The sequence below is a fragment of the Paenibacillus massiliensis 2301065 = DSM 16942 genome (assembly GCF_000377505.1).
In the GTDB taxonomy this organism is placed as follows: domain Bacteria; phylum Bacillota; class Bacilli; order Paenibacillales; family Paenibacillaceae; genus Paenibacillus; species Paenibacillus massiliensis.
Window position 1 is genome coordinate 34,292 of record NZ_KB898200.1, and the last position, 26,200, is coordinate 60,491.

Annotated in this window: 21 protein-coding genes; 16 read left to right on the forward strand and 5 right to left on the reverse strand. The window is 49.4% G+C overall.

The genetic code is table 11. From position 1 onward, the window contains the following. Window positions 1-228 precede the first annotated feature (228 nt). The 12 genes from hpf to argH all read left to right on the forward strand — a co-directional run bounded on the left by hpf (window position 229) and on the right by argH (window position 16,812). Window positions 229-786, forward strand: a complete 558-nt coding sequence (gene hpf, locus D328_RS0124105; protein ID WP_018887619.1) for a ribosome hibernation-promoting factor, HPF/YfiA family — start codon at window positions 229-231, stop codon at window positions 784-786. A gap of 817 nt (window positions 787-1,603) precedes the next feature. After that, window positions 1,604-4,111, forward strand: a complete 2,508-nt coding sequence (gene secA, locus D328_RS0124110; RefSeq protein WP_018887620.1) for a preprotein translocase subunit SecA — start codon at window positions 1,604-1,606, stop codon at window positions 4,109-4,111. Between the two features lie 199 nt (window positions 4,112-4,310). Further along, a protein-coding gene (gene prfB, locus D328_RS0124115; RefSeq protein ID WP_133569191.1) for a peptide chain release factor 2 occupies window positions 4,311-5,427 on the forward strand; the annotation gives its coding sequence in 2 pieces (ribosomal slippage) (window positions 4,311-4,382 and window positions 4,384-5,427; 1,116 coding nt in all). A 118-nt stretch (window positions 5,428-5,545) separates the two neighbouring features. Continuing rightward, entirely contained in the window at window positions 5,546-6,469 is a 924-nt protein-coding gene (locus D328_RS0124120) for a YitT family protein (RefSeq protein ID WP_051091202.1), read from the forward strand. Window positions 6,470-6,918: 449 nt separating this feature from the next. Continuing rightward, entirely contained in the window at window positions 6,919-8,007 is a 1,089-nt protein-coding gene (locus D328_RS0124125; protein WP_018887623.1) for an HD-GYP domain-containing protein, read from the forward strand. A gap of 173 nt (window positions 8,008-8,180) precedes the next feature. Further along, a complete protein-coding gene (argC, locus tag D328_RS0124130; RefSeq protein WP_018887624.1) occupies window positions 8,181-9,230 on the forward strand; it encodes an N-acetyl-gamma-glutamyl-phosphate reductase in 1,050 nt (349 codons plus the stop codon). A 26-nt stretch (window positions 9,231-9,256) separates the two neighbouring features. After that, window positions 9,257-10,483, forward strand: a complete 1,227-nt coding sequence (argJ, locus tag D328_RS0124135; protein ID WP_025678672.1) for a bifunctional glutamate N-acetyltransferase/amino-acid acetyltransferase ArgJ — start codon at window positions 9,257-9,259, stop codon at window positions 10,481-10,483. A gap of 314 nt (window positions 10,484-10,797) precedes the next feature. After that, complete coding sequence (gene argB / locus D328_RS0124140) at window positions 10,798-11,586, forward strand: acetylglutamate kinase (RefSeq protein WP_018887626.1); 789 nt, start codon at window positions 10,798-10,800, stop codon at window positions 11,584-11,586. A gap of 83 nt (window positions 11,587-11,669) precedes the next feature. After that, window positions 11,670-12,947 carry an acetylornithine transaminase gene (locus D328_RS0124145; RefSeq protein WP_018887627.1) on the forward strand — a complete coding sequence of 426 codons (1,278 nt, stop codon included), beginning with the start codon at window positions 11,670-11,672 and terminating at the stop codon, window positions 12,945-12,947. Next, window positions 12,940-13,896, forward strand: a complete 957-nt coding sequence (argF, locus tag D328_RS0124150; RefSeq protein ID WP_018887628.1) for an ornithine carbamoyltransferase — start codon at window positions 12,940-12,942, stop codon at window positions 13,894-13,896. Before D328_RS0124145 ends, argF begins: the two co-directional genes overlap by 8 nt. A gap of 71 nt (window positions 13,897-13,967) precedes the next feature. After that, the gene (locus D328_RS0124155) at window positions 13,968-15,200 is read left to right on the forward strand and encodes an argininosuccinate synthase (RefSeq protein ID WP_018887629.1); all 1,233 of its coding nucleotides are present in this window, start codon (window positions 13,968-13,970) and stop codon (window positions 15,198-15,200) included. 187 nt (window positions 15,201-15,387) lie between these two features. Continuing rightward, a complete protein-coding gene (gene argH, locus D328_RS0124160; protein ID WP_018887630.1) occupies window positions 15,388-16,812 on the forward strand; it encodes an argininosuccinate lyase in 1,425 nt (474 codons plus the stop codon). A 173-nt stretch (window positions 16,813-16,985) separates the two neighbouring features. Here the strand turns inward: argH and D328_RS0124165 are convergent, their stop codons facing one another. From D328_RS0124165 to D328_RS0124180, 4 genes are all read right to left on the reverse strand, one after another. Continuing rightward, a complete protein-coding gene (locus tag D328_RS0124165; RefSeq protein WP_018887631.1) occupies window positions 16,986-17,531 on the reverse strand; it encodes a chromate transporter in 546 nt (181 codons plus the stop codon). Continuing rightward, a complete protein-coding gene (locus D328_RS0124170) occupies window positions 17,528-18,124 on the reverse strand; it encodes a chromate transporter (protein ID WP_018887632.1) in 597 nt (198 codons plus the stop codon). Before D328_RS0124170 ends, D328_RS0124165 begins: the two co-directional genes overlap by 4 nt. Window positions 18,125-18,147: 23 nt before the next feature. Next, the gene (locus tag D328_RS0124175) at window positions 18,148-18,615 is read right to left on the reverse strand and encodes an Lrp/AsnC family transcriptional regulator (RefSeq protein ID WP_018887633.1); all 468 of its coding nucleotides are present in this window, start codon (window positions 18,613-18,615) and stop codon (window positions 18,148-18,150) included. A 413-nt stretch (window positions 18,616-19,028) separates the two neighbouring features. Continuing rightward, complete coding sequence (locus tag D328_RS0124180; protein ID WP_018887634.1) at window positions 19,029-19,826, reverse strand: alpha/beta hydrolase; 798 nt, start codon at window positions 19,824-19,826, stop codon at window positions 19,029-19,031. Window positions 19,827-20,093: 267 nt separating this feature from the next. On the opposite strand from D328_RS0124180, the gene D328_RS30465 reads away from it, so the two are divergent. Further along, complete coding sequence (locus tag D328_RS30465) at window positions 20,094-21,287, forward strand: S-layer homology domain-containing protein (RefSeq protein ID WP_018887635.1); 1,194 nt, start codon at window positions 20,094-20,096, stop codon at window positions 21,285-21,287. Between the two features lie 224 nt (window positions 21,288-21,511). Here the strand turns inward: D328_RS30465 and D328_RS0124190 are convergent, their stop codons facing one another. Then, window positions 21,512-22,954: a VanW family protein gene (locus D328_RS0124190; protein ID WP_018887636.1), complete on the reverse strand. Its 1,443-nt coding sequence runs from the start codon at window positions 22,952-22,954 to the stop codon at window positions 21,512-21,514. 248 nt (window positions 22,955-23,202) lie between these two features. Here D328_RS0124190 and ftsE point away from each other — a divergent pair, with 248 nt between their 5' ends. From ftsE to D328_RS0124205, 3 genes are all read left to right on the forward strand, one after another. Continuing rightward, a complete protein-coding gene (gene ftsE, locus D328_RS0124195) occupies window positions 23,203-23,889 on the forward strand; it encodes a cell division ATP-binding protein FtsE (protein ID WP_018887637.1) in 687 nt (228 codons plus the stop codon). After that, entirely contained in the window at window positions 23,879-24,796 is a 918-nt protein-coding gene (gene ftsX / locus D328_RS0124200; protein WP_018887638.1) for a permease-like cell division protein FtsX, read from the forward strand. Before ftsE ends, ftsX begins: the two co-directional genes overlap by 11 nt. Window positions 24,797-24,900: 104 nt before the next feature. Beyond that, a complete protein-coding gene (locus tag D328_RS0124205; protein WP_018887639.1) occupies window positions 24,901-26,142 on the forward strand; it encodes a murein hydrolase activator EnvC family protein in 1,242 nt (413 codons plus the stop codon). Window positions 26,143-26,200: the final 58 nt, after the last annotated feature.

Sequence of the window (26,200 nt, forward strand, 5' to 3'; positions counted from 1 at the left end):
CCCTGGAACAGATTCCAGGGTTTTTTTATATGTTTTGAGCCTATAAATCTATAATGAAAATGTTTTCTTCGTGTCAAGAAAACTTTCATGAAATGTCGAAATTACACGAAAGAAAAGATGTGAACTAAAATACTTTTTCATTTTAACAAATTGTTAGAATTCTGCTTCATGGCTTTTACGTGAGGTTAACACATGTGGTATAATGAAGAAGCAAAGGAGGCGTGTCTTATGAACTTTACAGTTCGAGGTCAACAAATCGAGGTTACTGACGCTTTGAAAGAGTATGTTGAGAAAAAGCTTAGCAGACTTGAGAGATACTTTGATGCACCCCCAACATCTGATGGAAGTGTCACGTTAAGCACCACAAGAGGACTTCACACCGTAGAAGTTACCATTCCTTTGCCGGGGTTAGTACTCCGGGCCGAAGACGAAAGTGAGGATATGTACGCATCCATCGATGCAGTTACGGACAAGCTTGAACGTCAGATCCGCAAGCACAAAACAAAGCTGAACCGCAAATTCCGCCAGGATCGTGGCTTGAAGACGCTGTTTGTAGAAGAGCCGGTTACGAATGGCTCCGCTAGCGCTGATGAGCTGGATCATGATGATCTGGAGGTCGTGCGTACCAAGCGTTTCCTCTTGAAGCCAATGGATGTGGAAGAAGCGATTCTGCAAATGAATATGGTTGGACATAATTTCTTTGTATTCTCCAACATCGACAATGAAGAAGTGAATGTAGTGTATAAGCGTAACGACGGCAAGTATGGCCTGATCGAGCAAGAGTAAGGACAAGCCAGCCGAAGTGGTCGCTATCTATATGGAACTAACTCATTGCCATCTTTAACAATTGCATAGCGTATATTCCAAGCCCTTGTCTGTGCTGTATTAGCCGGACGGGGCTTTTTTGATAACATAGAGCTGCGGTAACGGGGGGGAAGAGGTGGGCCTGCCGTTAACGCATGGTAGCGTCTATTGGCAAATTCACTATGTGTGCTTCTTACCTTACATACTGTTATATAGATAGCTGCGATCTGACTGTTCGAGTAAGCGGACATAATGGTCGGTTGGTCGGGTGATTCCTCCTACACATCAGAAGTCGAGCCGACAATAAGTTGATGTTACTAAAGCTATCGTGAAGCGGTGTAGCGATGTCTCATTAAACCCCTTATATACCAAATTAAGTATGTACGGAACTAAAGCTACACTTGACTCGTCTATAAATAGATAGCAGCCAGAAGAGGGTTGTAGATTATATGAACTTTAATAGTTATGATTAGCACCAACTTTAATAGTAGCAGGCCGTGTGTGTTGCGGCATCTTCTACAAACTGTTACAATTTATCCAAAGACTTTTTTTGCGAAAAAGGAATCAATTTCACCATGGTCCCTTTATGAACATCGGGGATTAGCAGCTTCTGATAAGTCTGCAACTGGCTGATTCCCAAGGATATACACCTACATTTGCTCAGAGTGAGCTGTTATATGGCTGTCTGCATTCATTTGGACGGCTGTGAGGCTGTCTGTCGTCAATGGATGTATAGCTGATTTTTTGTATTTTGTGAAATTGATTTCTAACCATTGTTGTTGCACGAAAGGGGTAAGCCATGCTAGGCATTGTTAAGAAGATTTTTGGAGATACAAATGAGCGTGACGTGAAGCGTCTTATGAAGACCGTGGATATGATCAATAAATTGGAGCCGGATCTTGCTGCGTTATCGGATGAGCAATTGAAGGGCAAGACAGAGGAATTCCGTTCACGCCTGGAGCAGGGTACCAATCTGGATGAACTCTTGCCAGAAGCATTTGCTACAGTTCGTGAGGCTTCCAAGCGTGTCCTGGGCAAACGCCATTATGATGTGCAGATGCTGGGCGGTATTGCGCTGCATGAAGGTCGCATTTCCGAGATGAAGACAGGTGAAGGTAAGACACTGGTAGGGACGCTGCCGGTGTATTTGAACGCACTGGCTGGCAAAGGCGTGCACGTAGTAACAGTCAATGACTATTTGGCACAACGTGACAGCGCCGAGATGGGACAGATTTATGAGTTCCTCGGTATGACAGTGGGTCTGAATTTGGCGGGTATGAGGCATGAAGCGAAGCAAGAGGCCTACGCCTGCGATATTACCTATGGTACGAATAATGAATTCGGCTTTGACTATCTGCGTGATAACATGGTTCTGTACAAGGAACAAATGGTTCAACGTCCATTACACTTCTGTATTATTGACGAAGTTGACTCCATTCTCGTGGACGAGGCTCGTACACCACTTATTATCTCGGGTGCAGCTGAGAAGTCGACAGAGCTGTATTTCGCAGCTGATCGCTTTGTGAAGAACCTGAAGGTGGACGAGGATTATACTGTAGATATCAAGGTCAAATCTGTGGCGTTGACCGAGAACGGTGTATCCAAGGCTGAGAACTTCTTCGGACTGGAGAATCTCTATGACCAGAAGAATGTAACGATTAACCACCATGTCGTACAGGCACTCAAGGCCAATGTCATCATGAGACGTGACGTTGATTACGTCGTGACTGAAGATGAGATCATGATCGTGGATGAGTTCACAGGTCGTCTCATGCAGGGCCGTCGTTATAGTGATGGTCTGCATCAGGCTATTGAAGCGAAGGAAAATATTCATGTTCAGAATGAGAGCATGACGCTGGCGACGATCACGTTCCAGAACTACTTCCGTATGTACCGCAAGCTTGCAGGGATGACAGGTACAGCGAAGACAGAGGAAGAGGAGTTCAAGAAGATTTACGGTCTGGAGGTACTGCAGATTCCGACGAACCGTCCGAATCAGCGTGTGGATATGCCAGACGTAGTCTACAAGAGTGTTATTGGCAAATTCAAGGCGGTAGTTGAAGAGATTCAACAACGTCACCAAAATAAACAACCAGTTCTCGTCGGTACGGTTTCCATTGAGAACTCTGAGCTACTGTCCGAAATGCTGAAGCGCAAAGGCATTCAGCACAAGGTCCTGAACGCCAAGTATCACGCAGAAGAGGCAGAGATCATCACGAAGGCTGGACAAGCCGGAGCTGTAACGATTGCCACCAACATGGCTGGTCGGGGTACGGACATTATGCTGGGTGAAGGTGTGGCTGAGATTGGCGGACTGCATATTATAGGTACAGAGCGCCACGAATCTCGCCGGATCGATAACCAGCTACGTGGACGTGCGGGCCGTCAAGGTGACCCAGGCTCAACGCAGTTCTACCTGTCCATGGGTGATGAGCTGATGAAGCGCTTCGGTGCAGATAACGTACTAGCCATGATGGAGCGTCTGGGCTTCGAAGAAGACCAACCTATTGAGAGTCGGATGATCAGCCGTGCGATCGAGTCTGCTCAAAAACGGGTGGAAGGCAACAATTTCGATATGCGTAAAGTCGTCCTCCAATATGACGATGTTATGAATCAGCAGCGTGAGATTATCTACAAGCAACGTAAAGAAGTACTGGAATCCGAGAATATCAAGCAAATTGTATTCGATATGATCAAACCGACCATTGAGCGTGTGGTAGAGGCTCATTGTAGCGATGATATTCCGGAGAACTGGGAGCTTGAACAGGTCGCTGAGTATGTGAACAACAATATGCTCGAAGAGAATGCTGTATCGCGTGATGAGCTGTGGGGTAAGGAGCAGGAAGAGATTGTGGACTTCCTTTTCACCAAGGTCACAGATAAATACAATGCACGTGAAGAATCTATTGGTCAGGAAATGGTCCGTGAGTTCGAGAAGGTTATTGTGCTGCGTTCGGTAGACAGCAAATGGATGGATCACATTGATGCGATGGATCAGCTTCGTCAGGGTATCCATCTCCGTGCATACGGCGGTACCGATCCGCTGCGTGAGTATCAATTTGAAGGCTACGAAATGTTCAATGCGATGATTGCAACGATCCAGGAGGAAGTCTCCAAGTACATCATGAAGGCTCAGATTGAGACGAATCTGGAGCGTCAAGCGGTAGTCGATGAGAACAAGATTACGACTAGCGGCGACTCTGCGGAGAAAAAGCCGGTTCATGTCGGTGAGCAAGTTGGCCGTAATGATGCTTGTCCTTGCGGAAGCGGTAAAAAGTATAAGAACTGTCACGGTCAGAACGCCTAATCCGATATTTGTCGGAATAGCGATACCCGGTTCATGCGGGTCTGTTCGTAGATGGGGTTAACAGCTCCCCGAAGAGTGTATGTATGATGGCTGGTGCGTTACAAATGGCCGGCGGTACACACTAGCCGGGGAGCTATCTTTGAAATGATGGTCTGTCATCAAGTGAGGCATAACTAATGAGGCAAAAGGAGCAATGAACATGATAGATCCAAGTGTTAAGCATGATCTGCGTGAAATTGGCAAGAAATTAAATAATCTTAGGGGGTCTCTTTGACTTAGATCTCAAACAGGAAATGATTGCGAACTTTGAAGAAAAGATGGCCGCTCCGGATTTCTGGGACGACAATGAAAAGGCACAGTCTGTCATTGCCGAGATGAATGCAGTAAAATCCGCTGTGGATGAGTATAACAAGCTGTATCAGGAATATGAGGATGCTTCCATGATGGCCGAGCTGGCGGATGAAGAGAGCGATGAGGAGCTTGCAGGAGAGACAGCCGAGCAGGTGACTGCACTTGTTGGTAAGCTGGAGGCCTTTGAACTGCAGCTGCTGCTGAACCAGCCTTATGATCGGTTGAACGCCATTCTTGAGCTTCACCCCGGTGCGGGGGGCACGGAGTCTCAGGATTGGGGACAGATGCTACTGAGAATGTACACGCGTTGGGCTGACAAGCGAGGGTTCAAGGTAGAGACGCTGGATTACCTGCCTGGTGATGAAGCGGGAATCAAGAGCGTGACGCTGTTGATAAAAGGCTTTAATGCCTACGGTTATCTGAAGGCGGAGAAAGGGGTCCATCGTCTTGTGCGGATATCCCCGTTCGACTCCTCTGGACGTCGTCATACCTCCTTTGTATCCTGTGATGTGGTACCGGAAATTGCGGATGATGTGGAGATCGAGGTACGGACTGAGGATCTCAAGATTGACACCTATCGTGCAAGTGGTGCGGGCGGTCAGCATATTAACACCACGGATTCTGCGGTACGAATCACGCATATCCCTACAGGCATTGTCGTGACCTGTCAGAATGAGCGCTCCCAGATCAAGAACCGGGAACAAGCGATGACAATGCTGCGCTCCAAGCTATACGAACGCAAGATTGAAGAGCAGAAGAAGGAGCTCGACGAGATCCGGGGGGAACAATCCGATATCGCTTGGGGCAGTCAGATTCGCTCGTATGTATTCCATCCGTATAGCATGGTGAAGGATCATCGTACAAGTGTGGAATCCGGTAACGTCGGAGCGGTAATGGATGGAGAGCTAGATCCCTTCATTGATGGCTATCTGCGTAGCCAGATCAAATCCGAAACTGAATCCTGATAAAATTCCTGCAGAGCGCCTCCTGAGTTGGTGAGAGGGTACTCTGTAGGAATTTTTTTGTGCTTTACTGTACATACCTAAATGATTCAAGATTTCAACTTGGAAAAGGAGAACCAACATGGCACCTTCAAATAGCTCTTCCTCAGCCCGGACTACGTCATCTACACGAAGAAGGCGATTGTCCGATGTGATTCCCGCGAATGGTCCCTGGCGCACTCTGCTGGATGTCATCCTGATTGTGACAGGCTCTCTGATTACGGCCCTGTCTTTTAATATGTTCCTGCTCCCTAGTCGGATCGCCTCTGGCGGTGTATCTGGTCTGTCTATTCTCGTGCAAGAGCTGCTGAGCATTGAACCAGCCTATACCCAATGGGCCCTGAACATCCCCTTGTTTATTGCGGGGGTTGCACTGCTCGGCAAGCAGTACGGGGTTCGTTCCTTACTTGGCAGCATTCTGTTGCCGCTCTTCGTGTACCTGACGAAGGATCTGCCTGTGCCTACGACGAACATTCTACTGTCCTCCCTCTATGGAGGCATCGGTGTCGGTCTGGGACTGGGTATTGTATTCCGCGGACGTGGCTCCACTGGCGGACTGACGATCCTCGCCCAGATCATTCAGAAGTATACGGGCTTCAGCTTTTCTTTGTCTGTCGTACTGCTGGACGGTACGGTCATTCTGCTGGCTGGCATACTGCTGACTCCAGAGAATGCGCTCTACGCGCTCATTGGGTTATATGTCACCGGCAAAGTAATTGATGCTGTCGAGATGGGGCTAAGCTATTCGAAGGTGGCGTACATTATATCGACGGAGAAGGAACGAATGGCGGAAGTTATTCTAAATGATCTGGATCGTGGCCTGACAGAGCTGGCTGGACGCGGTGGATTCACACAGGAGGAGCGACCGGTATTAATGGTTGTAGTCGGTCAGAATGAAATTACCAAGCTGAAGATGCTCGTTCGCATGGTGGACCCGGACGCTTTTGTCATTATTGGCGATACGCATGAGGTGCTGGGTAAGGGCTTTAAGCGTGAGTCAGCCTGAGCAATAGATTGCTGCACAGGACACTAGATATTGTGTGGATCTACAGTGTAGAGCTGATAACCAGTTGCTATATACTCCCTTGGTCAAGGTTCGATTCTTATTATATATTTCATGGCTCCAATCGTGACTCGACACCATGTCCAACGCCAGTCTGAACGCAGTTATTGGATAGGTACAGGGAGAGAGTAGATACATGGCCCCATTCGTGCTTACGAAGCAAGGACTATGCGTCTAGTTCTAAATGCATTGTTTTGAAGAGCGAACTTCTCAGACCTTAGTAGCGTTTTGGGATTTTTCCAAAATATTTCTCTAAAACGTCTAAAATGTAGCCGATACTAAGAGTACTTGGTGCAGACAAGCTAAATATGGAGTTGGGTCATCATGACGGCTTGGCTCTATATTCCATATATGCAGCTGCTGGCATTTACTTTTCGGAGGAGGCAATTCGAATGAGAGTTCACGTGATGGACCTTCAACAAGGTGACCTATTAAAGGAAGATACATTTAACAAGTATGGTGTCCACTTATTGAAGGGTGGCGCTCAAATTAACAACGAGGCATTATCCTTGCTGCTTCAGCATGGAATTGATTATGTAGAGGTTGAGGATCGCGACCTTCAGACAGCACAGACACAGGCCATGACCGCCGAGCCTTCCATAGATGTATCAGCCGAGGATTTATACGATGCATCAGCAGAGAAGCTGAAGAAGAATATTGATAGCACGGTAGCAAGCTACCAGTCCTTGTTCCTTGATGTAATCACGAAGGGAAAGATATCAAACGATCGTATTGATAACAGCTTATCAGAATTGCTGGATAGTCTTGAGGAGCAGAAGGATGTAGTATCCCTTCTCTTGATGCTAGAGCGTGAACATACCAATACATATGCGCACTCTCTGAAGGTAGGGGTGTTGTCCTACTACATAGCGAAATGGCTAGGCTACTCCGAGGACGAGATCTACAAGATCACCAAGGCAGGGTACCTTCATGATATCGGCATCAGCCGGATCTCACCATCGCTACGCAATCTGTCATTGGACCTGACTGAAGCGGAGCAGGATGCTTTTAAGCGCCATACGGCTTATGGCTATGAGATTATTATTAACTCCATTCAGGATGAGGTCTCTGCGCTAGTTGCCTTTCAGCATCATGAACGTGGCGACGGCAGTGGCTATCCGAAGGCGCTTACCAAGGATGAGATTCATCCCTATGCCCAGATTGTAGCCGTAGCGGACGTATTCGTTGAAATGGGACTGACGGGCCCCGGTCAGATCAAGGAGGGCTTCCTGACTGTGCTGCGCAAGGTACATGAGATGAGCTTCGGAAGATTGAGCGAGAGGCCTGTGCAAATTATGATGCAGCATCTGCTGCCACAGCTTGTTGGCAAGCAGGTCAGTCTGAGCAATGGTGAGACCGCCGTTATTGTATTGAATAACCCGTTGGATTTCTTCCGACCTCTCGTGAAGGTTGGAGAGCAATTCCGTGATTTGTCCAAGGAGCAGCAGATTTCAATGGTTGACATCGTTGAAGCTGTCTAACTTACCGTAACCGGTGCACTTTCTATGGATGATAATCCCTTTGCTATATTCCCCTACAGGCGGGAGGCGAAGGGATTTTTTTCGTACATAAACTTAACATGCAGTGGTTGTATTTATATGAGTAGAGTCGTATAATAATACACAACTCGATAGCTTCGGATGGGAGGAGCAGCATGGTTAACAAGGTAAAAGTGGCAATTGTCGGTTCCACCGGCTACGGCGGGGTGGAACTGATTCGTTTTTTACAGCATCATCCACAGGTAGAGATCGTATCGGTTATTTCCTCTTCCAGCAGTGGTAAGCCGATCAGTGAGGGGTTTCCTCATTTAACGAATATTGTGACACAGAATCTGGATGGAGTGCATCCAGCAGAGATTGCAGCTAAGGCAGACCTCGTATTCACGGCTACTCCTTCCGGTATTAGTACAGAGCTGGTGCCTCAGCTACTGGAGGTCGGACTGAAGGTTATTGACCTGTCAGGAGACTTCAGGCTCAAGGAAGGCGCTACCTATGAAGAGTGGTATAAGAAGCCTGCAGCACCGGAAGCCTACTTGGAGGAGGCCGTGTATGGCCTGTCCGAGGTGTATGGCGACCAGGTGGTTGATGTTCGATTCATCTCGAACCCTGGCTGCTACCCGACTGCTACGCTGCTTGGCTTGATTCCGGCGGTAGAAGCGGGCTGGATTGATCACCGCAGTATTATCATTGATGCGAAGTCTGGTGTATCTGGGGCAGGACGCGGAACAAGCCTGATGACTCATTATGCGGAGATCAATGAGAATTTCAAAGCCTACAAAATCAACAAGCATCAGCATATTCCCGAGATCGAGCAGGTACTGGGCAATGTCGCGGGAGAGCGAGTAACCGTAACCTTTACAACACATTTGGCACCGATGACACGCGGTATCATGTCAACGATGTATGCCACGTTGAAGGGTGCTCACTCAGAAGCAGAGCTGATTGAGCTCTATCGCAACTACTATAAAGATCGTCCATTCGTGCGTGTGCGCGATGAAGGCATCTGGCCTTCTACGAAGGAAGTATCCGGCTCGAATTACTGCGATATCGGCTTTGCGGTGGATTCCCGTACGAATCGTCTGACGGTTATTGCAGTCATTGATAATGTCGTCAAGGGAGCGGCTGGGCAGGCTATACAAAACATGAATCTGATGATGGGATGGAAGGAGAGTCTCGGACTGGAAATGACACCAGTGTACCCGTAAATGGGCCGGGGCATACACATATGAGCATGAGTGCACATGGTTTTGAGATTGTGGAGGGCGGCACGGTTGTGACGCCGAAGGGATTTACGGCTGGTGGCATGCATTGTGGCTTGAAGAAGACGGATCGTAATGATATTGGAGCGATTCGTTGTGAGGTGCCAGCTACAGCTGCAGCTGTGTACACGACGAATATTTTCCAAGCAGCACCACTGCAGGTAACCCGAGAAAGCCTGGCTAACGGTAGACTTCAAGCGATTATCGTAAATAGTGGAAATGCGAACGCCTGCACAGGACAGCAGGGAGAAGAGGACGCTTATGCCATGCGTGCTGCAGCAGCCAGGGAACTGGGTGTGGCTGAACAGGATGTTGCAGTAGCCTCTACTGGCGTCATTGGTGAAGTCTTGAACATGGATGCTGTGCATCATGGCATTGCAGGACTTCCTGCGCTGATGTCTGCGGATCAAGAAAGCGCAGAGGCTTTCTCTCAAGCCATTCTGACGACAGATCTGGTCAAAAAGGAAGTATGTGTAGCCGTTCAGGTGGGCGGACAAACGGTGCATATTGCAGGAGCAGCCAAAGGCTCAGGCATGATTCATCCGAACATGGCCACGATGCTGGCGTTCATGACCTGTGATGCGACGATCCAACAGGAAGCGCTACATGGCTTGCTGAAGCAGGCCACTGATCAGACCTTCAACATGATTACTGTGGATGGGGACACAAGCACGAATGATATGCTGGTGGCGATGGCTAGCGGCCTGGTTGCCCATGAGGAGCTTAGCGAGCAGCACCCGGACTGGAAGAACTTTGCCGATGCTTTTACTTATGTGTGCCAAGTACTGGCGCAGGCGATTGCCCGTGACGGCGAAGGCGCGACGAAGCTGGTTGAAGTATCGGTGACGGGTGCAGTGAGTGAACAATCTGCACGAGCCATTGCCAAGACTGTCATCGGCTCCAGCCTCGTGAAGTCTGCTGTATTCGGCGCAGATGCCAACTGGGGACGAATTATTGCAGCTGTTGGACGCGCGGGTGAGCCTGTCAACCCTCATACGGTAGACATTCGGCTCGGTGACATCGTCGTGCTGAAGGGCTCACGGCCGATTTCTTTTGATGAAGAGGAAGCATTGGCTTACCTCCGTGGCGACACCGTGCGGATCGTAGTGGATCTGCATCAGGGTGAAGGACATGCGACGGCTTGGGGCTGTGATCTGACGTACGATTATGTAAGGATTAATGCAGCTTACCGGACCTAGCTCTAAGTGTGCTAAGTGATGATAAGGCAGACTCGCTGGGATCGGTACAATGAGTAGTACCTCGACGTATCTGATTTCAGCTTGAATAGTCTGGAGAGCGTAGTTGTTAGCGGAAAGCAGGGAAGCCCTAGAGAAACGAAGTGCCCGCCTTTAAGCTTGCTGTTCATCTGCTACTCTAATTAGATTAAAGAACAACAAGCTTAACAGCGGTCGACAGGGCTCCCTGCTTGTAGCGGCTCTATACTCACATATGATCTGATCAAGGTACAGAGGGACGGATAAGGATTGTGCAATATAAGTAGAGGGAGGCTGTTATGGAGCAGCAGTTTGTAATGAAATGCGGAGGCAGCACCCTGGCAGCACTGCCAGATTCCTTTTTTGACGATCTGGTATCCTTGCAGCAGCAGGGGGTTCAGCCTGTGATCGTGCATGGTGGTGGACCGGCTATCTCTGAGAACCTCGCCAAGCTCGGCATTCCTACCGAATTCGTGCAGGGACTTCGCAAAACGACTGAGGATGTGCTGGATGTCGTGGAGATGGTGCTGGCAGGCAGTATTAATAAGCAGATTGTACGCAGGATTTTGACCCATGGGGGTCAATCGCTGGGCTTGTCCGGCTCTGATGGATTGCTGATTCAGGCCAAGCCCGTTCATAATCATGCAGAGGTCGGTTGGGTCGGTGATGTGACCGATGTCAAAGTAGAGATTATAAGCGGTGTGCTCGGCATGGGCTATATGCCGGTGATTGCTCCGGTAGGAATCGATGCCCAGGGACAGCGTTACAATATTAATGCAGATACGGCTGCGGGCGCAGTAGCCTCCCATCTTGGGGTAACCCGTATGATCGTGGTTACGGATGTGCCGGGTATTTTGAAGAATGTGGACGGAGACATGCGAGTGCTACCATCCGTAACGGTCCAGGAGATTGAGGACATGATTGCTACGGGTGAAATCTATGGGGGGATGATCCCTAAGGTTCGTGCAGCCATTGCATGCATCCAGGGTAAGGTGCAGGAAGTGGTCATCGTTGATGGCAGTGAGCCGAATGTGCTGAGCCGAGTGCTACGTGGAGACGGGATCGGGACCCGAATCGTTCGTATGTAGTTGAAATTGAAGAGCATATAACGTATGGAAATGGCAATAAGCCAAAGGATATTTCTGATGATATGAACAGGAGCGTGATTAAAATGAGTCAGGGTGAACATACAGCAGTCGCACAGTCGGGACAAGACGTATCTAGTCCATCGCTGAGTAATAAGAATAGCAAGCAGGAGAGTTCGTTATTTCCGACCTATGCCAGATATCCGGTTGCTTTGGTTAAGGGGAAGGGAAGCTGGCTGTGGGATGATCAGGGGAAGAAGTATCTCGATTTCATGTGCGGCCTTGCTGTAACGAACCTGGGTCATGCTCCTGATGTGGTCGCAGAGCGGCTGAAGCAGCAGATCGATGAGCTGTGGCATGTATCCAATCTGTTTCACATTCCAGGACAAGAGCAAGCCGCAGCGCTGCTGACGGCCAATAGCTGTGCAGACGCAGTCTTCTTCTGCAATAGTGGAGCGGAGGCGAACGAGGCTGCCATCAAGCTGGCTCGCCGCTATCATCAGAAGGTGAAGGGAACCGGCCGTTATGAGGTGATTACCTTCACGCAGTCCTTCCATGGCCGTACATTGGCAACCTTGACTGCTACAGGGCAGGATAAGGTGAAGGAAGGCTTTACACCGCTGCCAGCAGGCTTCAAGAGCGTTCCGCTCCATGATGTTGACGCGTTGGAGAATGCGATCGGGGATCATACTGCGGCGATTATGCTGGAAATGATTCAGGCCGAGGGCGGTGTATATCCGGTACAGCCGGAATTCGTACAGCATATCGTCAAGCTCTGCAAGGAGCACGGACTTCTGTTAATCATTGATGAGATTCAGACCGGAATGGGTAGAACGGGCAAGCTATTCGCGTTCGAGCATTATGGTATCGAGCCGGATATCTTCACGGTAGCCAAAGGCATCGGCAGTGGCTTCTCCGTTGGAGCTATGCTGGGCAAAGGGTATCTGAAGGAGGCATTCACCGCAGGTAGCCACGGGTCTACGTTTGGCGGCACACCACTGGCTATGGCAGCTGTCAATGCAACGGTAGAGACGATCGTGTCCGAGAATTTGCCTGAACGTGCGGCGAGCATGGGTGCTTATCTCATGGAGAAGCTGGAGAGCCGCTTCGCGAAGGTTCCTTTTGTGAAGGAGATTCGTGGCAAAGGCTTGCTGATCGGTATGGAGTGTGCAGGTCCTGTAGGTGACATTGTACTGGCTGGGCAAAGTAAGGGACTGCTGTTCGTGACAGCAGGGCCGAATGTGATCCGGTTGCTTCCGAATCTGTATGTGACGGAGGCCGAAATTGATCTCTGCGTAGATATGCTGGCGGAACTGATCAGCAGCCACGTTCAGGGACTGGAAAAGGAGAGTAATCATGAGTAAGACAGCAGAGCAGATGAAGCTTGACCTCAAAGGTCGGGATTTTATAGAATTAAATGACTTTACTACCGAGGAGATTGAATATCTGATTCAGCTTGCGGTAGATATTAAGAAGAAGCACAAGAGTGGAGAGGTCTATCAGCCTTTGCAAGGAAAAACCCTGGGATTGATTTTTGAGAAATCCTCTACCCGTACACGTGTATCCTTCGAGGTAGGTATGTATCAGTTGGGCGGTCACGCCTTGTTCCTGAGCAAGAACGATATCCAATTGGGGCGTGGGGAGACGATCAGTGATACAGCACAAGTCATGTCCCGCTATCTGGACGGCATCATGATTCGTACCTTTGGACATCACAATGTGGTGGACCTCGCCCGGTATTCGACGATTCCGGTCATTAACGGACTAAGTGATCTGGCTCACCCTTGTCAGGTGCTGGCTGATTACCAGACGGTCTATGAGCACAAGGGCAAGCTGAAGGGACTGAAGGTCGCTTATATCGGCGATGGCAACAATATGGCGCATTCACTCATGATTGGCGCAGCCAAGCTGGGAATGCACATCTCGGTAGCTAGTCCAGAAGGCTATGCACCTGATGCGCAGGTCGTAGCGGAAAGTCAGGATATCGCTGCAGGTACAGGAAGCCGTGTGGAAGTAACTACCGATGTTCAAGCCGCTGTGAAGGACGCGGACGTCATCTATACTGATGTATGGGCGAGCATGGGGTTTGAGGAGGAGCAGAAGCAGCGTGAGCTGGCGTTTGCCGACTATCAGGTCAATGAAGAGCTGGTAAAGCTGGCTAAGCCCGACTACTTGTTCATGCACTGTCTGCCAGCGCATCGCGGAGAGGAAGTCTCGGCGGGTGTAATTGACGGACCGAATTCCGTGATCTTTGACGAGGCAGAGAATCGTCTCCATGCACAGAAGGCACTACTCGTCGCTTTGATGAGCTAATGTGGATCAGCTAATCATGTAGCACTTATTTAAGCATATGACATGACCTTACAGGGAGGATTTATTAATTCATGGCTAAGGAAAAAATCGTACTCGCCTATTCAGGCGGTCTGGATACATCAGTCATCTTGAAATGGCTGAAAGAAACTTATGATGCAGAGATCATCGCTTTTACGGCGGATATTGGCCAGAAGGATGAGCTTGACGGTCTGGAGGAAAAGGCACTGGCTACCGGAGCATCCAAGGTATATATTGATGACCTGCGAGATGAGTTCGCAAGTGACTTTATCTACCCTATGTTCCAGGCTGGCGCTCTTTATGAGGGACAGTACCTTCTTGGAACAAGTATTGCACGTCCACTGATCGCTAAGCGTATGGTAGACATCGCGATTGCTGAAGGCGCTACGGCTATTGCACATGGTGCGACTGGTAAGGGGAATGACCAAGTGCGCTTCGAACTGAACGCGGCAGCACTTACACCAGATATCAAGGTCATTGCGCCTTGGCGTCTGGAGGAGTTCCGCAACCAGTTCCCAGGTCGGGCCGAAATGATCGCATATGCAGAGAAGCACGGTATTCCCGTGACTGCGTCCGCAGCAAAGCCATATTCGACGGACCGCAACCTGCTGCATATCAGCTATGAGAGCGGCGTGCTGGAGGACCCTTGGTTCGATCCGAGCGCACCAGAAAATAAAGACATGTTCCTGCTGAGCAATGCTCCTGAAGATGCACCGGAAGAGTCCGAATACCTGGAGCTGGAGTTCGAGAAGGGGGATTGCGTAGCCCTGAACGGCGAACGTCTTAGCCCACTTCAGGTCATGGAGAAGCTGAATGAACTGGGCGGCAAGCACGGTATTGGTCGTGTCGATATGGTCGAGAATCGTTTTGTCGGCATGAAGAGCCGCGGTGTGTACGAGACGCCAGGCGGTACGATTCTGTTCACAGCTCACCGCAAGATGGAATCCATTACCATGGATCGTGAAGTCATGAATCTGCGTGACAGCCTGATTACCAAGTACGCTACTTTGGTATATAACGGCTTCTGGTTCGCACCAGAGCGTCTCGCACTGCAGGCTTTGGTCACGGAGAGTCAGAAGAATGTGACAGGTACAGTACGAGTGAAGCTGTATAAAGGTAATGTCATCGGGGCAGGCGTGAAGAGCCCTGTGAGTCTGTATAACCCGGATATCGCCACGATGGAAGCCGACCCTACACAGGCTTACGACCAAGGTGATGCTACAGGCTTCATCCGTCTGAACGCACTGCGTCTGAAGGTAAACTCTGGCGTTAACCAGAATAAGTAAGCATAATGAGCATAGTACCTTGAACGAATCTGATTCGGTTGGATGGGCTTGGGCATCGTCGTTAGCGGAAAGCGGGCTCCATACTCACATTTAATCGAATCAAGGTACTTGAATTTCATACATTTCAGCGGGCCGCCTTTGTCCGGGAGACAAGGGCGGCCCGCATTATAGAAAAGGAGACTGACCAATGAGCAAGCTATGGGGAGGCCGATTCACCAAGCAGACGAACAAGCTGGTGGAAGAGTACACAGCCTCTATCAATTTCGATAAGCAATTGGCTGAGGAAGATATTCAAGGCAGCTTGGCACATGTGACTATGCTAGGCAAATGCGGCATTATTCCACAGGAGGATGTAGAGGCGATCAAGCAGGGTCTGGACAAGGTGCTGCATCGTATTCGCAAGGGTGAGATTGAGTTCTCGGTATCCGATGAGGATATCCATATGAACATCGAGAAGAACCTGATCGAAGAGGTTGGACCCGTGGGCGGCAAGCTACATACGGGCCGTAGCCGCAATGATCAGGTCGCCACAGACATGCATTTGTACCTGCGCAACCGTGTCGTATCTCTGGTCGGTATGCTGCATGCTGTACAGGAAGCTCTGATTGGACAGGCCAAAGATAATCTGGATACGATTGTACCAGGCTACACTCACCTGCAACGCGCACAACCAATCCTGTTCGCACATCATTTGCTAGCGTATGTCTCCATGCTGGAGCGTGATATTGATCGTCTGAAGGACAGCTACAAGCGCATCAATGTGCTCCCGCTCGGCGCTGGGGCACTCGCGGGAACGACCTTCCCGATTGATCGGCATTTTGTGGCTGAGCAGCTAGGCTTCGATGGTGTCTATGAGAATAGTCTGGACGCCGTAAGTGATCGTGATTTTATCGTTGAATTCCTTGCTGGCGCCTCACTGATTATGGCGCACTTGTCCCGTCTCAGCGAAGAGCTTGTGCTGTGGAGCAGCACAGAATTCGGCTTCGTGGAGCTGGATGATGCCTTCTGCACAGGCAGTAGCATTATGCCGCAAAAGAAGAACCCGGATGTTCCTGAACTGGTGCGCGGCAAGACAGGTCGTGTATATGGCAACCTGATGGGGCTGTTGACGGTGCTCAAATCCTTGCCGCTTGCGTACAACAAGGACATGCAAGAGGATAAGGAAGGCATGTTCGATACGGTAGCTACCCTAGAGGGTGCGCTGCAGCTATTCGCTCCAATGATCGCCACAATGAAGGTGAACAAACAGCGGATGCGGCAGGCCGTAAATCAGGATTTCTCCAATGCGACTGATATTGCAGACTTCTTGGTGAATAAAGGCCTTCCGTTCCGTCAGGCGCATGAGGTAATCGGCAAGACGGTGTTGTACTGCATTCAGAACAACAAGTATTTGCTGGATCTGACCCTTGAGGAGTTCCAGCAGTTCTCCGAGCTGTTCGATGATCGGATCTATGCGGTGCTGCAGCCTGAGGCGGTCGTGAATGCACGGAATGTGTATGGGGGTACAGCAACGCCGCAGGTTCGCGAGGCAATTGGCCGCAGCGAGCTGTTGCTCAAGACCACTGAGGAATGGGTTGCGTTGCGTCAAGGCAATGTGGCTTCCAGCTCGTAAATACTAGTTGTTATCCATATCAATCATCCATACCGGTTATCCATAGGCGTAGGTAAGGATGCATTCGCTCATCTCAGTAGAAATTGCTCCAGTGGGGTAAATCATACGCAAAATAAGGTCGAGGACAGGCTCCATGAGCGCTTGTCTTCGACCTTTTTGGTAATGGACTTAAATTAGACCAGGAGGTGCCCGAGCACGAGTCCACCATAGGCAAAAGCTGCTACAATGACTAGCGCCGGGTGAATTTTGCGTATATTCATCGCCCAGAAGGCAATAGCGGCAATACCAAGGGATTGCCATATCCCGATGGAGGCAAGCGATTCGCTACCCATTTGCCAGGTCACGATCGCCATCATCACCGCAATGACAGGCTGTACGAGCAGAGTCATTCCTTTGACAACAGGGGACTGCCGATGCTTGGCCATTATGCGTAGCAAGATGATAAGGGCTACACATGAGGGGATGATGGTCGCTGCATGTGCAATGATAAAGCCCATCCAGCCCGCTACATCGTACCCGACGAAGGCCGCGATCTTCGTAGCAATAGGACCCGGCAGGGCATTAGCCAATGCCAGCATATTGGAGAACTCTTTATCGTCCAGCCAGCCGTAGTGGGTTACGACCTCTTGATAGATCAGCGGTATGGATGCAGGTCCGCCCCCATAGCCCAATACATTTGAGATGAAAAATCCAAGTAATAATTGCAGCCATTCCATCATGAGGAGGAGTCTCCCTTCTGCTGACGACGTGCTTTCAGTCTGGATACTAGCCGGAAATGCACGGCTCCGTAAGCAAGGAAGAGAATGATAACGATGCCTGGGTGAATATCAATCCATTGCAGCATGAGCAGTGACACAATAAAGAGTCCTACTCCCATATATTTGCCGAGGCCTTTAATGGCCTTCTCACCAAATTCATAAGCCATCGTGCCGAGCATTACGGCGATTACAGGTGTGACTGCTCCGATCATGCCAGCCACGATTGGTGAGGTACTAAGGACACGTACCATGGATAGCAGGGCAATCATGGCTATGCTGCTAGGTAGAATATGAGCGATGACGGCAATGATAGCTCCGAGCACCCCTTTTTGCTGGTAACCCAGGTAGGCAGCCATTTTGGTTGCGATCGGTCCAGGCAGGGCATTTGCAATCGCGAGTGTCTCTCCGAATTCATCATCGTTCATCCATTGATAGCGTGTTACCGCCTCATAGCGAATTAACGGAATGACAGAGGGGCCGCCTCCATAGCCGAGAATCCCTGTCCGCAGCATGGCGGAAGAGAGGTCGATATATTTGTTTGTTGATGTTCCCATAGACGAAATATCCTCCTTGGTCCTTACAGTCGCATTCCCATGCGGCTCTTGTATCTATGAATAAGTACCTGGCAGTCCACATCCGTGATGCCTGGTAGCGGGTATAGCTTATCTTTGAGGAACCTCTCCATCTCCTGATGATTTCTGAACAGCCCGTGCATGTGCAGCTTGCTTGGTCCAGTCATGTGATAGAGGCTTGTGACAACGGATTCCTCTGCGAGTATCTCGGCTACCTGCTGCAAGAACTTGGGCTCTACCTCCACATTAAAGAAGGCCGATACATTAATGCCGATCTTCTCAGGGTTAATAACAGCGGTGAAGCGCTCAATGACACCTTCATCCATCAAGGATTGTATTCTTGTCTGAACTGCTACCCGTGATAGTCCAACCTCCTTCGCCAGGTCTGTATAAGAAATTCGCGCGTGCTCATGGAGCACAGCAATAATGCGTTGATCGATCTCATCCATGCTAGACCGGCTTCCAGAATCCATATTCGTCATCTCCCATACGTTACTCATGTGCAATGCGGAATAACTAAATGTAATTATAATAGATATATATCTTACCAACTGTAATAATATAAGCCTGATTATGTACATTAATCAATAGAAATTGGTTGTGAAAATTCTTTTTGTACGAAATAAAAATAAAAAACAGATCTTCGCCCAAGGCTGAGATCTGTTTTCTTACTCATATTTTACTCAATCACTCACATACTCAATCAAACAAACAAACAATCAAACAATCAAACAATTACCCACTTACTTCTCACTCACTCAAATCACTTAATCGCTCTATCATAGCTTTATTAGCCCGATAAGGGTGCTAGCCGTTCACAGTAGCGTTTTGCTAGATTCAATATAGGTTACTCTGAAATGGTTCTTAGGACCTAATTGCCCTTGCCTTATTCAGTTAATCTGTTACGCAGCGGTAGCCAGTCCAATACTCGCTGAATTTGCTGGTCCCAATATCCCCAGTCATGCCCACTAGGACCTTCCTCATAGGTCAATGAAATATTAGTCCGTTGGCAGGCTTCTCTGAAGCTGATATTTTCACGGTATAAAAAGTCTTCTGTCCCACAGCATTGATAGAGCATTGGCCGTGGAGCGTTGGATTGCTGCAGTCGGCTCAGCAGCTCAAGCAAATCATGCTCCGAACCTTCCACCGACTCAGGGCCGAAGATTCGTAGCCATTCCGACTCGGACATGACACGTAGTGCGGGGTCTCTTCTCGTCAGCCCAATATCGAGTGCCCCGGATAAGCTAGCAGCGGCCTTGAACTGCTCTGGCTTGCGTAGGGCCAGCTTGAAGGCGCCATAACCGCCCATAGACAGGCCGGCTACAAAGTTGTCCTCGCGGTCGGCAGATAGCGGGAAAAAGGAGCGTGCCAGCATAGGTAGCTCTTCGCTAATGAAGCTCCAGTAGGCTCCTCCCTCATACATATCTGTGTAGAAGCTACGGTGCACCTGAGGCATGACTACGGCAAGTCCCAACGAAGCAACGTATCGTTCAATGGAAGTACGACGGACCCAGATTGAATCATCGTCTGAGAGTCCGTGCAAGAGGTATAGGACGGGGTGGGGGCCAAGCCCCTGTGCATTGTGCATCCCGATCTGTGATGTGGTCTGCTGTGGCAGGATGACACGCATGGAAGTGCTCAGTCCCAGTGTCTCGGAATAAAACTGACATTGAATAAGCGCCATGTTCTTAACCGCCTTTTTGATGGTTTTTGTGTCCAATTTACTATAGCGCAATCCAGAAATTCTGTCGTGAGAACAATTGGTTATTTGGGATCATTTTCATGAATTTTGCTTCCCATTGTTTAATTTTCTGGTAAATTGTTTTAAGTAATTTACAGCGGCGGTTCATCCGGCGACATTGCCATCAGAGGCAAACCACTTCGTTTTTCAAGGACTTGTGAACATGATTGCATGTCACAGTCACATCTAAAAGGAGGCTGAAGCAATTATATGAGCAATAAACATAAGCAGGTTCGTAAAGTGTTGGCGGGTACATTGGGAGCAGGTCTATTATTCAGTGCATTTGGGAGCGCTTCTGCGGCAACCGAGAATCTGTCCAACCATTGGGCGGGAGATCAGTTGCAGCGCTGGGCAGCCACGGGCTACCTGAGCGGGTACGCTGACGGTACACTAAAGCCAGATTTGACAATTACCCGTGCAGAGTTCATATCGCTGGTGAATCGTAATTTTGTGGTAACAGGTGCCGATGCGGCAGTCACAGACGATACTTACGGCTCCGGGTTCACGGACCTGCCTTCCAATCACTGGGCCTATGATGCAATGATGAAAGCAGTAAATGCTGGCTTCATTGGGGGCTATGCCGATCGTACAATCAAGCCGAATGCAGTGGTTACTCGTCAGGAAGCGGCAGCTATTCTGGCCAAGGCTACGGGTTGGGCGCCGGGTTCAGCCTCAAGTCTGACGAGATTCTCTGATTATGAAGATATCGCTTCCTGGAGTAGAGCAAGCGTAGCGGCTGCCATCAGCCAGGATGCCATGAGCGGATATCCGGATGGCACCTTCCAGCCAACCAAAGGCTTGACGCGTGCTGAGGCCATCGTTATTATTGATGCTGCATCCGGTTTCAATCTGGATGGTAGCACCACGGTAACCCCTGGTGGACCAAGCACAGGTGTCATTGATGATACTTATGGTGAGGATAATACCGGTGTGGTAACACCTCCTGAAGAGGAAGAGACGCCAGCGACGGAGGTAGACTCCGAAGATACAACGTCCCCGGAGGATACAGTAGATGAGACAGAAACTACAGATGACGCGACAACTCCTGCTGATACAGAGGATAATGCGGATGATGAGGATACAGCTGATGAATCCGCAGTAGCTGCACCTTCTGTTGACCCTGTTAAAGCCGGCGACAGCACGATTCAAGGTACTGCTGAAGCAGGTAGCATCATTCGTGTCTATTCCGGCAATACACTGCTCTCTAGCATAACAGCCAGACCAGATGGAAGCTTCAGCGTGCTTGTGGGCACACAGCCTGAGGGCGTTGAACTGACCGTGTATGCGGAAGATGTGGACGGCAACGAAAGTGAGCATCTGACAATTACCGTGCTGGATGAGGATGGAAATGCCCCTGATGATACAGAGGCTGATGTTACTACAGACAGCTTTGAAGAGCAATAAGCTGTAAAAGGCAAGCATTCCAGAGAAGCTATGAAGAATACCGTTCTGATTCATTAAGGACAGAATCTGATTGCTTCGTTCTGATACAACATAAGCCTCCCTAGCTACCTTTGAGTGGTTAGGGAGGCTTTTAATTTATGATCATTTAGTACATTAGCAGCGCATGAACGACAGTCGATCGGGCTTGCTTTTGCAAAATACCAGCTTACCTGAGTAGCAATCTTTTATTGCTGGCTTCGTACGCCATCCTCCACCAAAGGAGCCTCTTCCGTTCCTGGCTCTTCCAAGCGAGGCGTGCCATTGGAGGTGTGACCGTTTCGGGCAATGACTCTTTTCTGGGCACGATAGGTGTCACGGGAGATCGTCTCACGTTCAACCGTTTTGCCAGCAATAAGCTTGGTACGATAGGTCTCTACTACATAGCCTGGTTTGCCCGGGATTAACACCTGGGACTGTCCAGGCAGGAGAGAGCTACTTTGCACATAGCTTTCTGGGATGGAGATGGTGCTCACAGTCTTGGATTCGATCTGATAAGTTACTTCTTCTGGGAAGGTACCGAAAAATTTGACGACGAGCTGTCCAGCCTCTACATTCGCTCGAAGAAGCAGATGTTTACCGGTGTTATTTTTGAATCGGAAATTAATGGAGCCTGTAGCAAAGGTCGCATCCTGTCCCTTGGGCAGGTAGCTGACCGGGAGCGAGTGATTGCGGCGTTCGACAATGCTTAGCCCTGTCTGTAGAGCTGCATGATACAGCGTGCTGGATACCTGACAGATTCCGCCGCCAATCCCCGGCTCAAGCCGACCATTTACAATGACAGGAGCCTCGCGGAAGCCATATTTGCTCTCGGCATCAGCAATAACTTTGGCATAATCAAATACCTCATCTGGTCGAAGTATCATGCCATCGACTATCTTGGCTGCGGCCTGCACATTATGGACCCGGCCCGTGGAGCTGCTGCCCAGTGAAGTGGAGAATCGCACAATTCTTCGCTCTATCCCCTCCTGCTTCAAGCTCTCAACAGTACGCTTCGGCTCCAAACGACTCAGTGGCAGCTTCAGCGCTAACTCCTTCATATCGTCATGATCGAGTGCCCTGAAGTCCCTGGGCAGCTGCTGCCCGAGCTCCTGAATGAGACGGTTACGATCTAGCCGATAGACTGATTTTTCAGGAATATAGCGCACCTGATCATTACTTGTGATTTGTCGTACAGCATCGACTGGATGACCATAGCGCCGCTCCTCCCAGTCCTGGTCCAGCAATGAATTCATCGTATCTGGTTCTATATGGACGTCAATATCCCAAGATGCTCCGAAGGAACGTCTGGCTTGCACCCTTTCCCAGAGATGCCCTTGGTCCAGCTTCTCTACCGCAGTGAAAAAAGCATCGGCGTGATAGGATACACCAGCTGTACCCAGCGTCAGCTTCATATCTACAGCCTGCTCCTCATCCTCCAGATGAAGGGGGAGCTGCGCCAATTCCTTTAACTTCTCCTGAACAAGCTGCGCCGCCTCTTGTCGGTCCATCCCTCCAAGCTGTAGCCCTCCTATTTTCGTATCTTTCGGTAAGCCAGAGCGATCTGCATACAGATGCAGCCCCCCATACGTCATGCAGCCAGCCAATAATGTAACCAACAATACAATCAGCGTGATGTGGGTTTTTTTCATAGTCAAACTCTCCTAGTCAGGGATCTATTCGGGCAAATTACGGACTCTATCCATGTATATGCGTGCCTTTATTCGTTCATCCCATACGATGCTTGTATGAAATTGAAGATTACAGGTACTCAAAAGGTAACGAATTTGTTACAATAATGAATAACGTGGTGAAATTTGGGCCATTGCAAAGGAATTGGCTGGAATATGTCGAAATAGTATGAGTTGAGTATGAAATACATGCATCGGGAAGTGATAGAGTGATAGAAATGCAGGACGTGTGGAAGACCTACCAGAATGGAACCCACGCACTTAAGGGCGTCTCTGTGAAAATTGACCGCAATGAATTTGTATACCTGGTTGGCCCATCCGGTGCCGGGAAGTCAACATTCATGAAGCTGATTTATAGAGAAGAAGCACCTACCAAAGGCCAAATATCCGTAAACGGTTTTAATATCGGTAAGCTCAAGCAACGTAAGATTCCTTATGTTCGTCGCAATATCGGAGTTATCTTTCAGGATTTCAGATTGTTGCCTACTCTGACAGCCTATGAAAATGTAGCCTTTGCTATGGAAGTTATCGAAGCACCCAAGCGTCTGATCCGCAAGCGTGTTCCCGAGGTGCTGGAGTTGGTGGGATTGAAGAGTAAGGCAGACCGTGAGCCTTCCCAGCTATCTGGTGGGGAACAGCAGCGGATTGCGATTGCTCGTGCCATTGTGAATAATCCTTCCGTAATTATCGCGGATGAGCCGACAGGCAACCTTGATCCCGAGACATCATGGGGAATTATGCAGCTGCTGGACGAGATTAATTTCCGGGGTACCACCATCATTATGGCTACCCACAACAAGGATATTGTGAATTCCATGCGTAAGCGTGTCATTGCCATTGAAGATGGCAACATTGTGCGAGATCAGGTGAGAGGAGAATACGGATATGACTTTTAACACCTTCTTGCGTCATATGCGGGAAGGGTTCAAGAACATATTCCGCAATGGATGGATGTCCGTGGCGTCCATTACCTCTATCGTTGTTTCCCTGTTTGTCTTGGGAGTCTTTATTATGTTGGTGCTGAATGTGAACTCGCTGGTGGATGAAGCCGACAGTCAGGTGCGCATCAATGTATTTTTGGAATTGAATGTAGAGCAGCCGATGAAGGATCAACTGATGACCGAGATCGGCAAGATGCCAGAAGTAAGCAAGACTACGTATGTTCCCAAGGAGCAAGGCCTGGAGGAGCTTCGTACAGATATGGGTGAGAGTGGCAAGGAATTGCTAGAGGGATTCGATAAGGATAACAACCCACTTCCTGACAAGATCATCGTAGAGGTTGTAGAGCCAACTACGGTCCCATTCGTATCAGAGAAAATTCAGGCACTGAACGATCAATATGCGGAGAAGCCGATTCTGAAAGTGAAGTACGGCGAGGGAACGGTAGAGACCCTGTTCAAGATTACTCGATTGATCCGTAACGTTGGCTTCATCTTTGTAGCCGGGCTTGGGCTCATGTCCATGTTCCTGATCTCCAACACGATTCGCGTCACGATTCTGGCCCGTCGTCGTGAGATCAGCATTATGAAGCTGGTGGGAGCCACAAATTTCTTCATACGCTGGCCCTTCTTTATCGAGGGTGCATTAATTGGCCTGATTGGCTCGCTGGTTACAATTGCAGCATTGTTCGTTGGCTATAATCGACTTGAAGCAGGTCTTGCGAATGACTTGTCCCTCTCCATGATCAAGCTGTTGCCACTTGGAGATATCTGGATTCAGATTGCAGGACTGCTGACGATACTTGGAGTACTTGTTGGCATACTGGGCAGTACACTGTCCATCCGTAAATTTCTTAAGGTATAGTTGCTGAAATAATAGGACGTCATGATTCAGATCGCCTGACTGCTGGATAACGATCAAGCGGGGAATCCCGGCTTCATATTGGAACAAAGGATGGGGAGTGCAAGTTGAAAAAAACAGTTACTGTATTGGCTGCCGCATTGCTGATTGCCACGATCTTTCAGCCCGCACAGGGACAAGCCAAGAGTCTGTCGGAAGTCAACAGGGAGATTAATAAGCTGGATAGTCAGTCTCAATCATTCAAGAAGCAACAACAACAAGCAGAGGCGGACAAAGAGGAAGCCGAGCATTACAAGAACAAGACGATCAAGACACTTGAGATTGTCTTGCAGCAGATTGAGGATGTCAGTAACCAACTGGCCCGCGTAGCACTCGATATTGAGAACACAGAGGAAAGCTTGCGCCAGACGAAGAAGGAGCTTGAGGAAGCAACGAACCGGATCAGTGCTCGTGAGAAGACGCTGGAGACACGAGTACGTCTTATGTATACTGACGGCACCGTGTCCTACCTGGATGTATTGCTATCATCAACGAATTTTAATGATTTCATAACACGTGTTGATTCGATCAAGACGATCGTGGACCAGGATCAGTTCCTCCTCGATGAGCACAAGAAGGACAAGGCTCTGGTAGTATCCAAGAAGCAACAGCTTGATTCAGAGTATGCCTATGCAAAGAGTCTGTATGAGATCAAGCAAAATGCACGGAAAGAGCTGGATGCAAAGGAACAGGAGAAGCAACGGCTGATTGCTGGCTATGATGATCAAATCATCGCAGCAGGGGATATCTCGGATGAAGCGAATGAGATGCTCGTGCAGCTGGCGAGCAAGCGTTCCACGCTCATTCAGCAGCAGAACAAGCTGAAGGCTGAGCAGGCTGCGCGAGCAGCGGCAGCACGTAAGGCAGCAGCTAAGCGATCGGCCTCCACAGCTCCGGCCAGCTTCTCGGGTGGCAGTGGTATTATGGGTATGCCGATTGGCAGCTATCGCATGTCCTCCGGCTACGGTCCGCGAACCCATCCGATTACGGGTGTAAGAGGAAAGATGCATACGGGAATTGACATGGCTGCACCTCAAGGCTCTGCGATCTATGCTGCCGAGGATGGCGTAGTCATTTTGGCGGAATGGTGGAGTGGTTATGGCAACACGGTCATCATTGATCATGGCGATGGGCTGTGGACTCTCTACGGGCATATCCGTAGTGGGGGGATCAAGGTTAGCAATGGACAGACTGTCAAGCGTGGTCAAAAAATTGCCGAGGTCGGCTCTACGGGGAACTCCACGGGTCCTCACCTCCACTTTGAAGTCCGTGAGAATAACGTTCCGGTGAATCCGAACAAATATCTGTAAGCTCATATGAACTATTACAAGCGCTAGTAGCAGCCCTATTCATGTCTGATCTGGATAT

Bases quoted from the DNA above. Each gene is read 5' to 3' on its own strand.
- D328_RS0124125 (WP_018887623.1), top strand. From the start codon at position 6,919: ATGAGAGTTCACGTGATGGACCTTCAACAAGGTGACCTATTAAAGGAA.
- argJ (WP_025678672.1), top strand. From the start codon at position 9,257: ATGAGTGCACATGGTTTTGAGATTGTGGAGGGCGGCACGGTTGTGACG.
- D328_RS0124190 (WP_018887636.1), bottom strand. From the start codon at position 22,954: ATGAAAAAAACCCACATCACGCTGATTGTATTGTTGGTTACATTATTG.
- D328_RS0124155 (WP_018887629.1), top strand. From the start codon at position 13,968: ATGGCTAAGGAAAAAATCGTACTCGCCTATTCAGGCGGTCTGGATACA.
- argH (WP_018887630.1), top strand. From the start codon at position 15,388: ATGAGCAAGCTATGGGGAGGCCGATTCACCAAGCAGACGAACAAGCTG.
- D328_RS0124165 (WP_018887631.1), bottom strand. From the start codon at position 17,531: ATGATGGAATGGCTGCAATTATTACTTGGATTTTTCATCTCAAATGTA.
- D328_RS30465 (WP_018887635.1), top strand. From the start codon at position 20,094: ATGAGCAATAAACATAAGCAGGTTCGTAAAGTGTTGGCGGGTACATTG.
- D328_RS0124180 (WP_018887634.1), bottom strand. From the start codon at position 19,826: ATGGCGCTTATTCAATGTCAGTTTTATTCCGAGACACTGGGACTGAGC.
- argB (WP_018887626.1), top strand. From the start codon at position 10,798: ATGGAGCAGCAGTTTGTAATGAAATGCGGAGGCAGCACCCTGGCAGCA.
- secA (WP_018887620.1), top strand. From the start codon at position 1,604: ATGCTAGGCATTGTTAAGAAGATTTTTGGAGATACAAATGAGCGTGAC.
- argF (WP_018887628.1), top strand. From the start codon at position 12,940: ATGAGTAAGACAGCAGAGCAGATGAAGCTTGACCTCAAAGGTCGGGAT.
- D328_RS0124120 (WP_051091202.1), top strand. From the start codon at position 5,546: ATGGCACCTTCAAATAGCTCTTCCTCAGCCCGGACTACGTCATCTACA.
- D328_RS0124170 (WP_018887632.1), bottom strand. From the start codon at position 18,124: ATGGGAACATCAACAAACAAATATATCGACCTCTCTTCCGCCATGCTG.
- argC (WP_018887624.1), top strand. From the start codon at position 8,181: ATGGTTAACAAGGTAAAAGTGGCAATTGTCGGTTCCACCGGCTACGGC.
- ftsX (WP_018887638.1), top strand. From the start codon at position 23,879: ATGACTTTTAACACCTTCTTGCGTCATATGCGGGAAGGGTTCAAGAAC.
- D328_RS0124175 (WP_018887633.1), bottom strand. From the start codon at position 18,615: ATGGATTCTGGAAGCCGGTCTAGCATGGATGAGATCGATCAACGCATT.
- hpf (WP_018887619.1), top strand. From the start codon at position 229: ATGAACTTTACAGTTCGAGGTCAACAAATCGAGGTTACTGACGCTTTG.
- D328_RS0124145 (WP_018887627.1), top strand. From the start codon at position 11,670: ATGAGTCAGGGTGAACATACAGCAGTCGCACAGTCGGGACAAGACGTA.